Raw genomic sequence first — 14,334 nt, forward strand, 5'->3', positions numbered from 1 at the left:
ATTCGATTTCATTAGAAATGATTTACCGGGGTCTTTACCATTTTTATGTAGCTCATCAAAAAGGTAAGGCCACTGACCCCCCAAAGTATTTCGCCGCGCCCGAAAACCGAGATTTAGGTATTGTTAAATCTCAACGAAAGCCCAATGTTAAGTTAATTGTTGCACCTTTCCCTGATCGACAGCGAGGCAAAAACCAATATTTCTTTGACACATCTTCTCAAATCCCCTTGACAACTGCCATACAGGCTTAACTTGTTACCAATGGCTAAGAGGTGAAGAAGAGATACACAGAAAAATTGGAGAAAAAGCTTGCCTCTGCTTCGACTAAGTAAGAGATGATACCGGAGAATCATAAATGTTAAGTCAACTGTTTTCTCATAAAGAAATATATCAAAAGCTGAAAGCTCAAGCCCAAAAAAATCCCGATTCCATTGCTATTTCTTCTCCTGAGCGCTTACCGCTTACCTATCGCCGTTTGCTTGAGCAGATTGACTCTGTAATCAGCCAACTCAATTGCTTAGGTATAGGTCGCTTTGACCGAGTAGCAGTTGCGCTGCCCAATAGTCCAGAGATGGCAGTGGCTTTTTTAGCCATAGCCTCTTGTGCTACTTGTGCTCCCCTCAACCCAGCTTATCGCACGAAGGAATTTGATTTTTATCTATCGGATTTGAATGCTAAAGCACTGATTGTTCAGTCACAACTTGCAGAGCCTGCCAGAATTGCAGCCAAACAACGAGGCATTCCGATTATCGAACTTTCCCCTGTCTTAACAGCAGAAGCAGGCATTTTTACTCTCAGTGGCGGTGAGCCACAGTCTCCTGCTTCGGGGGGCTTGGCTCAACCAGAAGATGTAGCGTTAGTGCTACATACTTCAGGGACTACCTCTCGTCCTAAAATAGTCCCCTTAACCCATGCCAACTTGTGTACTTCAGCCGAGAATATTCAACTTGCCCTAAAGTTGAGCCAGAGCGATCGCTGTTTGAATGTGATGCCACTGTTTCACATTCATGGGCTGGTGGGGGTTTTGCTGTCCTCCCTTAGTGCTGGGGCAAGCGTAGTTTGTACTTCAGGCTTTTATGCTCCCAAATTCTTTGACTGGTTAGAAAGTTTTCATCCCACTTGGTATAGTGCTGTTCCAACAATGCACCAAGCGATTCTTGCCAGAACCGAGGCAAACCGCGAAATTATTGTCCGTTGCCCACTCCGGTTGATTCGCTCCTCCTCTGCTCCTTTGCCTCCTCAAGTCATGGCCGAGTTAGAAAGCGTGTTTAATGTGCCAGTTATTGAGTCCTATGGCATGACAGAGGCTGCTCATCAAATGAGTAGCAATCCCTTACCACCACATCAGCGTAAGCCGGGTTCAGTAGGTATAGCTGCTGGTCCTGAAGTGGCAATTATGGATCCGGGGGGTAACTTGCTACCAGCCGAGGAAATTGGGGAAGTCGTTATCCAAGGTGCGAATGTCACATCAGGCTACGAAAATAATCCCGAAGCGAACGACAGTGCTTTTACCAAAGGCTGGTTTAGAACTGGGGATTTAGGCTCTTTAGATACCGACGGCTATCTTTTCCTCAAAGGCAGGATTAAAGAAACAATTAACCGGGGTGGAGAGAAAATTTTTCCCCGTGAAGTGGATGAAGTGCTGTTAGAACATCCGGCTGTAAAACAGGTAGTTACCTTTGCTGCGGCTCATACGCTTTTAGGTGAAGAGGTAGCTGCCGCCATAGTTCTTAAAGAGAATGCTTCGGCGACTGAGCAAGAAATCAAAGAATTTGTCGCTCAGAAACTGGCTGATTTTAAAGTCCCCCGTGTGGTGTTATTTGTCGAGGAAATTCCCAAAGGTCCCACAGGCAAACTACAGCGAATTGGGTTAGCTGAAAAACTAGGACTTCAACCCTCAGATCCGACAGCCCCCAGACCGGAATTTGTCCCTCCCCGTACCCCCCTAGAAGAACAGTTGGTGAATATTTGGTCTCTTGTTTTAGGGGTTAAGTCAATCGGTATTCATGACAATTTTTTCCAGTTGGGAGGAGATTCCATCTTGGCGGCTCAAATTGTCAACCGCGTGCTTGAATCCATACAGGTTGAATTATCACTCTCCATATTCTTTGGGCAACCAACAGTCGCCAATATGGCAGTAAAAATTGCTCAAATTCAAGCAGAAGCAGAAACGGTAAGGTCTGATGAATTAACCACTCTGCTAGTCGAGTTGGAATCCCTCACGGATCAAGAGGTGCAAAAACTTCTTGACAAGAGAGAGTAACTATGCCATCATCGAATTTTCACCCAAAAACTAAACCCATGATTGTCAGTTTTGGAGAACGATTGCGTCAAGAAATCATGGTACGAGATATCATTCCTTTTATAGGGGTTTATGATGTGTTTTCAGCCTCAGTAGTTGGAAAATATTACGACGGCATTTTTATTAGTGGGTTCAGTTTCGCTGCTAGCTATTACGGCTTACCAGACATTGGGTTTATTGCATGGTCTGATATTGTAGCATTTGTCCAACGAGTCAAAACCGTGCTGCCCCATCATTATATTATCGTCGATATTGATGACGGCTATGTGGATACGGAAGTTGCTTGTCATGTAGTATCTCTGTTGGAATCTATTGGAGTTGCGGGGGTGATTATTGAAGATCAAAAGCGACCTCGAAGATGCGGTCATTTTGATGGCAAACTCCTGATGGAGTTGGATGAATTTCTGGAAAAATTGAAAAGTATTCTAGCAACTCGCCGAGAACTTTTTGTGGTGGCTCGGACAGATGCAACAGATATTGATGAAATCATCCATAGAGCAAAGGCGTTTTCAGTGGCGGGAGCTGATGCTATATTGGCTGATGGAATCAAGGATCTAGACGTAATCAAAATCCTAAAAAGTCAACTGGACAAACCTCTGGTATTTAACCAAATTGCAGGTGGCAAATCTCCACCCTGTAGCTTAACAGAACTGAGAGATGCTGGTGTTTCTCTTGTTAACTACAGTACACCTTGTCTGTTTGCTGCCCAAGCTGCCCTTGAGGATGAAATGAAATGCTTGAGGGAAAAGGATGGATTTTTGCAGAAAGAACGTGTGGGCGTGCAGGAATGTACTGCCCTTTTGGATGAAAATCTTGCCAATAAGAATAAATAGTTAAGAAAATTTGATATTTGAAGCCAGAAAATATGAATGATATCAACAAACGGATTGCTGAACTCTCACCAGCCAAGCGGGCGCTGTTAGAGCAGAGACTCAAGGAAAAGGCTGTTGCTAATCCTCACCAAACCATCTCCCCAAGAGCAAATCAGAAAGAAGCTCCTCTCTCGTTTGCACAAACTAGGATGTGGTTGCTAGACCAGTTAAAATCAGGGAATCCTGCTTACAATCGTCCCACAAATATCCGTCTCGTCGGTGGGATCAATGTAGCAGTGCTGGAGTTTTGTCTTAATGAAATTGTGCGTCGCCACGAAGTCTTACGTGCTAGCTTTGCGGCTGTGGATGGGAAACCAGTTCAAGTCATTGCTCCAAGTTTGACCTTGACTTTACCCATTGTAGACATTAGTAATTTACCAAGCCAAGATAAGCAGGCCAAACTCCAACAACTAGCGACAGAAGAAGCCCAACGTCCCTTTAATTTAGCGTTTGGTTCTTTGGTCAGAGCCAATTTAGTGAGACTTGGCGAACAAGAACATATCCTGCTGTTGACCCTGCATCATATTATCTTTGATGGCTGGTCTGTGGGAGTTCTCCTCAAAGAACTCGCCTTGCTTTATGAAGCCTTTGGTGCTGGAAAGCCATCGACTGTCTCTGAATTACCTATCCAATACGCAGATTTTGCCTATTGGCAGCAACAGCATCTACAGGGAGAGGTCTTAGAGTCACAACTTGCCTACTGGAGGGGACAACTGGGCGGTGACTTACCTGTATTAGAGTTACCGACTGACAGAGCGCGATCGCCCGTGCAAACGTTTCGAGGTGCAAAGCAATCCCTGTTATTACCCAAGTCCCTGACCCAATCGCTGAAGCTTCTGAGTCAACGGGAAGGGGTAACGTTGTTTATGACCTTGTTGGCAGCTTTTAAGATATTGCTTCATCGTTACACAGGTCAGGAAGATATTGTTGTGGGAGCGCCGATCGCAGGACGCGATCGTATAGAAACAGAGACACTGATTGGGATTTTCATTAATACCCTAGTTTTACGAACTTACGTTGATAGTAAGCTAACTTTCCTTCAACTCTTAGCTACAGTCCGTAAGGTAGCAATAGAAGCCTATGAACACCAGGGTATTCCTTTCGAGAAACTGGTGGAAGAACTACAACCAGACCGAGACTTGAGTCATACTCCTCTGTTTCAAGTATTGTTCCAATTGCGAAACGTACCTAATGAAACTGTGGAGGTACAAGGTCTAAGATTTGATGACTTCCAGTTTGACAGAGGAATTACCGCGTTTGATTTAACCCTGGATATTGTTGATACACCTGAAGGGCTGTCTTGTCGGTTTGAATACAACACCGATTTGTTTTACGCAGCTACAATTGTGCGGATGGCAGGACATTTCCAGACTTTGCTTGAGGGTATTGTCGCTAATGTCGAGCAACCAATTGGTCAATTACCGCTGTTAACAGAAACCGAACGGCATCAGTTGTTGGTAGAGTGGAATAACACCCAGACAGATTACTCCAATCAAACCTGTATCCATCAGTTATTTGAAGCCCAAGCCAAGCAAACTCCCAACGCGGTTGCGGTAGTCTTTGAAAACGAGCAACTAACCTACCAGCAGCTCAATTGCCGTGCCAATCAACTAGCACACCACCTCCAAAAATTGGGTGTAGAACCAGAAATGCTGGTCGGAATTTGCGTAGAGCGATCGCTTGAGATGATGGTGGGACTTCTCGGTATTCTCAAAGCGGGTGCAGCCTATCTACCACTAGACCCAGCATATCCAAAAGAGCGTCTCACCTTCATGCTGGAGGATGCCCAAGTCCCAGTCCTATTGACCCAACAGCCGCAAGTTGAGAAACTTCCCTCACATCAAGCCAAAGTAGTCTGCCTAGACACTGACTGGGAAGCCATTAAGCCAGAGAGCCAGGAAAACCCTATTAGCAGCGTGACGGCTGACAACCTAGCCTATGTAATGTATACCTCCGGGTCTACAGGCAGACCCAAAGGTGTTAGCGTCATCCATCGAGGTGTAGTGCGGTTAGTCAAAGAAGCCAACTATGCCAACCTAGCAGCAGAAGAAGTCTTCCTACAGCTAGCTCCCATTTCCTTCGACGCCTCAACGTTGGAAATTTGGGGCAGCCTACTTAACGGTGCGCGGCTGGTGATATTTCCACCCCATACGCCATCCTTGGAAGAGTTGGGACAAGTTATCCAGCAATACCAAATCACAACTCTAGGGCTCACAACTGGTCTGTTTCACCTAATGGTGGATGAGCGACTGGAGGATTTAAAGCCCTTGCGTCAACTATTAGCTGGCGGTGATGTTTTATCTGTTCCTCATGTCCAGAAATTTCTCCAAAAAATAGGAGACTGTAAGCTAATCAACGGTTATGGTCCAACCGAGAACACGACATTCACCTGCTGCTACCCAATAACAGAGCCTGACCAACTCGGTAACTCCGTCCCCATCGGACGCCCCATTACCAATACTCAGGTTTATGTGTTGGATAGCCACCGGAAGCCTGTCCCCATCGGAGTTCCCGGCGAGTTGTACACCGGCGGCGACGGCTTAGCCCGGGGCTATCTCAACCGGACTGAGTTGACAGCCCAGAAGTTTATCCCCAACCCCTTTAGTGACGCTCCCGCAGCACGTCTGTACAAAACTGGAGACTTAGCTCGCTATTTACCGGACGGCAACATTGAGTTTCTCGGTCGCATCGATAATCAGGTAAAAATTCGTGGCTTCCGCATTGAGCTAGGCGAGATTGAGACAGTGCTGAGGCAAAACCGGGCTGTGCAGGATGCCGTAGTTATAGACCAGGAGTACGACCCTGGTGACAAGCGCTTAGTAGCCTATGTGGTTCCGAGCCAGGAGCAAGTCCTCTCCACCAGTGAACTGCGTCGCTACCTAAAGGAGAAACTGCCCGACCACATGATACCTTCTGCATTTGTGCAGCTTGAAGCTCTGCCGCTGACACCCAATGGTAAGGTGGATCGCCGCGCTCTGCCAGTGCCTGATGGGACAAGGTCAGATCTGGAAGAAACTTTTGTGCCGCATCTTACCCCTTTTGAGGAACTGCTGGCGGGCATCTGGAGCGAAGTCCTCAGGCTTGAGGGGGTAAGTATTCACGACAACTTCTTTGAGTTGGGGGGACATTCCTTACTCGCTACCCAAGTCATTTCTCGCGTCCGCAAAGCTTTCGGAGTGGAACTCCCCCTGCATACTCTCTTTGAAGAACCCACCCTAGCGGGCTTGGCAAAGATCGTGGAGGCAGCCTGTCGAGCCGAAGAAGGGAGTCTACAGGCTCTGCCAATTAGTCCCATCTCACGCGAGGGAGACCTGCCTCTGTCCTTTGCTCAGCAGCGGCTGTGGTTCCTCGACCAATTGATGTCTGGGACACCCCTATATAACATCCCTAACGCTATTGGCTTGAAAGGTTCGCTCAACGTGACGGCACTAGAGCAGAGCTTAAGTGAAATTGTGAGGCGTCACGAAGCTCTACGGACTAACTTTAGTGCTGTGAATGGGCAGCCAATTCAGATCATTCGTCCTGCTGCTACCTTGCTATTACCGATAGTAGACCTCCGGAAACTTCCTGAGACTGAACGGGAGGTGGAAGCTCAACGGTTGGCTACTGAGGGAGCTCAGTGCCCCTTTGACTTGGTTAATGAACCCTTGTTTCGCGTCAATCTCCTGCATCTGGGAAAAGAGGAACATTTGCTTCTCTTGACCATGCACCACATTGTTTCCGACGGGTGGTCTCTTGGTGTGTTTATGCGGGAATTGTCGGTGCTTTATGAAGCTTTTTCCACCGAGAAGTCCTCGTCATTGCCTGAACTACCTATCCAATATGCTGACTTTGCTGTCTGGCAGAACGAGTGGCTCGTCGGTGAGGTGTTGGAGTTTCAGCTTAACTACTGGAAGCGGCATCTAGGTGGTCAGTTGCCTGTGCTGGAGTTGCCCACGGATCGCCCCCGACCTCCTGTTCAAACTTATCGAGGTGCAAGGCAATCTCTGGAACTGCCTAAGAAAAGTACCGATGCCCTCAAAGCGCTCTCGCAGCAGGAAGGCGTTACTTTGTTTATGACCTTACTGGCGGTCTTCCAGATACTGCTCTACCGATATACAGGTCAGGAAGACGTTATTGTTGGTTCTCCCATTGCTAATCGCAACCGCGTTGAAATCGAAGGGTTGATTGGATTTTTTGTCAATACTCTGGTACTACGAACTGAGCTTTCAGGCGATCCAAGTTTCCGGGAATTGCTAGGTCGGGTGCGTGAGGTGGCTTTGGGAGCCTATACTCACCAGGATTTGCCTTTCGAGAAGTTGGTAGAGGAACTGCAACCAGAAAGAGATTTGAGCCGAACCCCCCTGTTTCAGGTGATGTTTGTTTTCCAGAATGCCCTGATAGCGGCTTTGGAGTTTCGGGGTCTAAGTCTAACCCCTCTGGAAGTCCATAACGGCACAGCAAAGTTGGATTTAACCCTCGCTCTGGAAGAAACTTCAGAGGGCATCAAAGGTGGGGTTGAATACAACACAGACCTATTCGAGGCTGCAACCATCACTCGAATGGTGGGACATTTCCAGACCTTACTAAAAAGCATCGTCGCTAACCCAGAACAACACCTCTCAGACTTACCGCTGTTAACAGAAGCCGAACAGCATCAGCTCCTAGTCGAGTGGAATAACACCCAAATTGACTACCCCAACAATACCTGCATCCATCAATTATTTGAAGCCCAAGTAGAGCGAACTCCTAACGCCGTTGCAGTAGTCTTTGAAAACGAGCAATTAACCTACCAGGAGCTCAATTGCCGTGCCAATCAACTAGCACACCACCTGCAAAAAATGGGTGTGGAACCAGAAGTAACCGTGGGAATTTGCCTAGAGCGATCGCTAGAAATGCTCGTAGCCCTCCTAGCTATCCTCAAAGCAGGCGGAGCCTACATTCCCCTTGACCCCACCTATCCCCAAGAGCGCCTCGCCTTCATGCTCGAAGATTCGCTCTTATCGTTGCTCCTGACAACTTCAAAAATTATTCAGAATTCATTGTACGCTTCAGGAAAAGTTTCAACCAACATAATTGACAGCAACGAACAATCCCCAAGCAACCCTGAACAATTAACAGTAATCAGTCTAGACAAAACCTGGGAAATCATTAATCGAGAAAACCCAGAGAACCCAAAAAGCAACGTCAACCCCACCAACCTAGCCTATATCCTCTATACCTCTGGTTCCACAGGCTTCCCTAAAGGAGTCGCCATAGAGCACCGCAGTACAGTTAACTTTATCAATTGGGCGCAAACCGTATTTAATCCAAAACAACTCGCTGGAGTCCTCGCTTCCACCTCCATCTGTTTTGACCTTTCCGTCTTCGAGCTATTCGTTCCCCTAAGCTGTGGCGGTAAAGTCATCCTGGCCCAAAACGCTTTACACCTACCCACCCTAAAAGCAGCTAAAGATGTCACTCTAATCAACACAGTCCCCAGTGCGATAGCCGAATTACTCAGAGCCAACGCAATACCCCAAAACGTGCAGACTGTCAACTTAGCAGGTGAACCTCTTTCCCAGCAACTGGTCAACCAACTTTATCAGCAGACAACCCTTCAACAGGTTTTCAATCTCTACGGACCCTCTGAAGCCACTACCTATTCCACATTTACCTTATGTATTCCCAGAAGAGGTGAAAATGAGAAAGTTTACCCCTCACCCTCTATTGGTCGTCCTATCGCCAACACGCAAATTTATATTCTCAACTCCCATCTGCAACCCGTACCTATTGGAGTCCCGGGTGAACTATACATTGGCGGCGATGGTTTAGCCCGATCCTATTTCAATCGCCAAAATTTAACAGAAGAGAAATTCATTCCTAACTCTTTTTTAAATTCCCAATTCAAAATCCAAAATTTAAAAGGCGATCGGCTCTACAAAACTGGCGACTTAGCCCGTTACCTACCCGACGGCAATATCGAATTTCTTGGTCGCATCGACAATCAAGTCAAAATCCGTGGTTTCCGCATCGAACTGGGAGAAGTTGAGTCAACTCTATCCCAATATCCTACTGTGCAGCAGTGTGTAGTAACAGCAAGGGTTGGCCTAGAAAATGACAAACGTTTAGTTGCCTACATTGTTTCCAACCAACAGCAAAAACCCACTACCGACGAACTGCGATGCTTCCTCAAACAGAAGCTCCCTGACTATATGGTGCCATCAGCCTTTGTTTTCCTAGACACCATACCCCTAACCCCTAACGGCAAAGTAGACCACCGCGCTCTACCAGCGCCTGACCAGTCACGACCCGACCAGTCAGTCAAGTTTGTGGCTCCTCGTACTCCGATCGAGCTGCAGATAGCTGATATCTGGACTCAAGTCTTGAGACTGGAGCAGGTCGGCGTCCATGACAACTTCTTTGAATTGGGGGGACATTCCCTGCTGGCTACCCAAGTTATTTCTCGCTTGCGCCAAGCCTTCGGAGTGGAACTACCGCTGCGTACTTTATTTGAGGCACCTACTGTGGCTGACTTAGGCGGTCGCATTGAGACAGTTCGTTGGGCAGTGCAAGAGTTGCAGGCTAATGAGAGCGACACAATGGACGATTATGAAGAGGGAGAATTATGAAAACGATTGATGAGTTTTTGTCTGAGCTTCGCTGTCTAGACGTGAAGCTATGGAACGAAGGCGATCGCTTGCGCTATAAAGCTCCCAAGGAAACACTGACACCTGCCCTGCTGCAAGAGCTAAAAGAGCGCAAAGCAGAAATCCTCGCATTTCTGCACAAGGCTAATGCTGCCACCAGTTCCAATCTTTCCCCAATATTGCCTGTCCCAAGGGACGGAGACCTCCCCCTCTCCTTTGCTCAAGCTAGACTGTGGTTGCTCGCTCAATTGGAACCAGACAGCCCTGCCTATAACATTCCCGCTACCTTTCGCTTAACCGGTCTACTCAACGTAACCGCACTCTCGCAGAGCTTGAGTGAAATTGTCCGACGCCATGAAGTCCTCAGAACTACTTTTCCATCTGTGGACGGGCAACCCAAGCAGGTCATCTCCCTACATACAGCTTTAACACTGCCAGTAATAGACCTAAGAGAACTTCCTCCAGACCAGGGACTTTCTGAAGCTCAACGCCTTGCCACCGAGGAGGCTCAACAACCCTTCGACCTAGCTACTGGGCCATTGTTTCGCGTCAAACTCCTGCACCTAAAAGAAGCGGAATATATGCTGCTCGTGACCATACACCACATTGTTTATGATGGCTGGTCTGACGATATTTTCTTGCGGGAAGTGGCAGCGCTCTACGATGCCTTCTCCACTGGCAAACCCTCACCCCTCCCCGAACTGCCCATCCAATATGCTGATTTTGCCCACTGGCAGCGCGAGTGGCTACAGGGTGAAGTTTTAGAGTCTCAGCGGGACTACTGGAAACAGCAGCTAAATGGCAGCCTGCCCATACTACAACTGCCCACTGACTACCCGCGCCCACCAGTTCAGACCTATCAGGGTGAGTACCAATCTCTGGATCTACCCGAAAACCTAACCAAGGCACTCAAAGACGTGAGCCAGCAGGAGCAGGTCACGCTGTTCATGACCCTGTTAGCAGCATTCCAGACATTCCTCTACCGCTATACCGGGCAAGAAGACATGATCGTAGGCACTCCCATCGCCGGTCGTAACCAGATGGAAGCCGAGGGTCTGATTGGATTTTTTGTGAATACCCTAGCCCTGCGTACCTACCTTGGTGGCAACCCAAGTTTCCCAGAACTGCTAGGTCGAGTGCGCGAGGTAGCTTTAGGAGCCTATGCCCACCAAGACCTACCCTTTGAAAAGCTCGTAGAAGAACTACAGCCCGAACGAGACCGAAGCCGCACGCCGTTGTTCCAGGTGATGTTCGTTCTACAGAACACTCCAACCTCCGCCTTGGAGTTACCAGGTCTGACCGTCAACTCCCTGAAGATTAAAAACGGAACGGCGAAGTTCGATCTAACCCTATTCATGATAGAGACGGCGCAAGGACTGAGAGCCTCGTTGGAATACAACACCGCTCTCTTCAACTCAGCCACCATTACTCGGATGCTGGGGAATTTCCAGACCTTACTCGAAGGCATTGTCGCCAACTGTCAACAGCGTCTGTCAGACTTACCACTGTTGACAGCAGCCGAACAACATCAGTTGCTGGTGGAGTGGAATAACACCCAAACTGATTACCCGAATAACACCTGTATCCATCAGTTATTTGAAGCCCAAGCCGAGCAAACTCCTAACGCTGTTGCCGCAGTCTTTGGAAGCGAGCAACTTACCTACCAGCAGCTCAATTACCGTGCCAATCAATTAGCACACCACCTGCAAGGGCTGGGGGTAGGACCAGAGATATGCGTGGGGATTTGTGTAGAGCGATCGCTAGATATATTAGTAGGACTCCTAGGCATCCTCAAAGCAGGTGCAGCCTACTTACCACTAGACCCGGCATATCCGCAAGAGCGTCTCACCTTCATGCTGGAGGATGCCCAAGTCCCAGTCCTATTGACCCAACAGCGGCAGGTTGAGAAACTTCCCTCACATCGAGCCAAAGTAGTCTGCCTAGACACTGACTGGGAAGCCATTAAGCCAGAGAGCCAGGAAAACCCTATTAGCAGCGTGACGGCTGACAACCTAGCCTATGTAATGTATACCTCCGGGTCTACAGGCAGACCCAAAGGTGTTAGCGTCATCCATCGAGGTGTAGTGCGGTTAGTCAAAGAAGCCAACTATGCCAACCTAGCAGCAGAAGAAGTCTTCCTACAGCTAGCTCCCATTTCCTTCGACGCCTCAACGTTGGAAATTTGGGGCAGCCTACTTAACGGTGCACGGCTGGTGATATTTCCCCCCCATACGCCATCTTTGGAAGAGTTGGGACAAGTTATCCAGCAATACCAAATCACAACTCTGTGGCTCACAGCGGGTCTGTTTCACCTAATGGTGGATGAGCGACTGGAGGATTTAAAGCCCTTGCGTCAACTATTGGCGGGTGGTGATGTTTTATCTGTTCCTCATGTCCAGAAATTTCTCCAAAAAATAGGAGACTGTAAGCTAATCAACGGTTATGGTCCAACCGAGAACACGACATTCACCTGCTGCTACCCAATAACAGAGCCTGACCAACTCGGTAACTCCGTCCCCATCGGACGCCCCATTACCAATACGCAGGTTTATCTATTGGATAGCTACCTACAGCCGGTTCCCATCGGAGTTCCCGGCGAGTTGTACATCGGCGGCGACGGCTTAGCCCGAGGCTACCTCAACCGCCCAGACTTGACCGAAGAGAAATTCATTCCTAACCCCTTCCCAAGAAGCAAGGGAGCAAAAGAAGAGCAATCTTTAAATCCAGAACGCCTCTATAAAACTGGCGACTTAGCTCATTATCTGCCCGACGGCAATATCGAATTTCTCGGTCGGATCGACAATCAAGTCAAAATCCGCGGTTTCCGCATCGAACTGGGGGAAATTGAGTCAACTCTATCCCAATATCCCGCTGTGCGGCAGTGTGCGGTGATAGCAAGGATTGACACAGACAGCGACAAACGTTTAGTAGCCTACATTGTTGCAGACCAACAGCAGAAACCCACTACCGACGAACTGCGGCGCTTCCTCAAACAAAAACTGCCCGACTACATGGTGCCGAGCGCTTTTGTTTTCCCGGACGCCTTACCCCTAACCCCCAACGGAAAAATAGACCGCCGCGCCCTGCCCGCACCCGATCGACTCAAGCAAGAGCCAGCAAGTACCTTTGTGCCTCCCAGCGATGATTTGGAAATCCAACTAACAAAAATTTGGGAAAACGTTTTAGGCAAAAAGCCGATCGGCGTGAAGGACAATTTCTTTGATTTGGGAGGACACTCCCTTCTAGCCGTGCGCCTGTTCGCACAAATCGAGAAAACCTTCGGGAAAAATCTCCCTCTCGCTACCCTCTTCCAAGCACCAAACATTGAAGAACTAGCCAACATTCTCCGCCAGAAAGGATGGTCGGTACCTTGGCAAACGCTGGTGGCAATTCAACCCGGAGGTTCTAAACCGCCTTTGTTCTGCATACATCCCGTCGGGGGCAACGTCCTCTGCTACCGAGATTTGGCACATTACCTGGGTCAGGAGCAACCCGTTTACGGCTTGCAAGCTGTAGGTCTGGATGGCAAACAAGCTCCCTACAAGCGGGTTGAAGACATGGCCGCTCACTACCTTAGAGAAATACGCGCCTTCCAGCCCCAAGGTTCCTATCTCTTAGCCGGTCACTCTGGTGCAGGCATGGTAGCTTTCGAGATCGCCCAGCAGCTAGTTGCAGGAGGTCAGAAGGTAGCGGTATTGGCCTTGCTTGATGCCTACAGTCCCCAATCATTAGTCCACGAACTTCCACCAGGTCGGACACTTTACGTCAACTTCCTCAACCTGTTACGACTCAGACCCGAAGACAAACTTCCCTACATCAAAGAAAGAGCGGTGTGGTTGCATAGCAGGATTACCCGTAAGATTGCCAAAACCTTTAATCTGTGGATGAGACGCCCCTCAACAGAAGATTCCCACCCCTATGCGCTGATAACAGAGGCTTTCAGTCAAGCCATCAGAGATTATGTACCACAAGTCTATCCAGGTCAGGCAACCCTCTTCCGCACTAGACACCAACCGACAAGAGTTTATTATGACCATCTATTCGGTTGGGGTTCCTTGGTGGCTGGCGGACTGGAAATCCGCGATGTTCCCGGCCTTCACTTAACCCTGCTGACAGAACCTTGCGTTCGGGTTCTTGGTGAAAAATTGAGAGCTTGCATAGATGAGGCTCTACAGGATGTTTCAGAAGACCATAGCTCTGAACCTAAGAAATCGACAACGGAAGTAGAGCATTAGACCAATTTCCTCAACCAAGAAAGGTTATCAGCGCTTCAATCTTCACTGGTGTCAATTCAACCTCATGGATTGAAACCGCCTCTGTTTTGCGTCCATGTTCTTGGCAGAGGTCTCAAATTCTACCTTTCTTTGGCACATCATTTGGCTCTGGAACCCACATTCGGCACCCTCAACTGTCACATACGCTTTCTGACACTCCTTTTTCTTCACTTCTATGCTGGGGCATTGGTAACAAGTTAGAACCCACATTCCGCACCCTCAACTGTCACAATCGGAAATTACGGAGAGAAAAAAGCAAAGCTTGCATAAAAAGAGAC

Annotated in this window: 4 protein-coding genes and 1 pseudogene; all 5 read left to right on the top strand. The window is 48.4% G+C overall.

The genetic code is table 11. The features are described from left to right. Positions 1–251: pseudogene (locus QUB12_RS34315) on the top strand (IS4 family transposase); the annotation flags it as partial. A 104-nt stretch (positions 252–355) separates the two neighbouring features. After that, positions 356–2,263, top strand: a complete 1,908-nt coding sequence (locus tag QUB12_RS34320) for an AMP-binding protein (RefSeq protein WP_333148228.1) — start codon at positions 356–358, stop codon at positions 2,261–2,263. A gap of 38 nt (positions 2,264–2,301) precedes the next feature. After that, complete coding sequence (locus QUB12_RS34325; protein WP_333148230.1) at positions 2,302–3,135, top strand: isocitrate lyase/PEP mutase family protein; 834 nt, start codon at positions 2,302–2,304, stop codon at positions 3,133–3,135. 32 nt (positions 3,136–3,167) lie between these two features. Then, a complete protein-coding gene (locus QUB12_RS34330; RefSeq protein WP_333310637.1) occupies positions 3,168–9,764 on the top strand; it encodes an amino acid adenylation domain-containing protein in 6,597 nt (2,198 codons plus the stop codon). Beyond that, the gene (locus tag QUB12_RS34335) at positions 9,761–14,017 is read left to right on the top strand and encodes an amino acid adenylation domain-containing protein (RefSeq protein ID WP_333301162.1); all 4,257 of its coding nucleotides are present in this window, start codon (positions 9,761–9,763) and stop codon (positions 14,015–14,017) included. The genes QUB12_RS34330 and QUB12_RS34335 overlap by 4 nt, the downstream gene beginning before the upstream one ends. Positions 14,018–14,334: the final 317 nt, after the last annotated feature.

The sequence above is a fragment of the Microcoleus sp. B7-D4 genome, assembly GCF_036705125.1.
GTDB lineage: Bacteria > Cyanobacteriota > Cyanobacteriia > Cyanobacteriales > Microcoleaceae > Microcoleus.

Excerpts from the sequence above, each read along its gene's own strand:
- QUB12_RS34320 (WP_333148228.1), top strand. The coding sequence starts at position 356 with ATGTTAAGTCAACTGTTTTCTCATAAAGAAATATATCAAAAGCTGAAA.
- QUB12_RS34325 (WP_333148230.1), top strand. The coding sequence starts at position 2,302 with ATGATTGTCAGTTTTGGAGAACGATTGCGTCAAGAAATCATGGTACGA.
- QUB12_RS34330 (WP_333310637.1), top strand. The coding sequence starts at position 3,168 with ATGAATGATATCAACAAACGGATTGCTGAACTCTCACCAGCCAAGCGG.
- QUB12_RS34335 (WP_333301162.1), top strand. The coding sequence starts at position 9,761 with ATGAAAACGATTGATGAGTTTTTGTCTGAGCTTCGCTGTCTAGACGTG.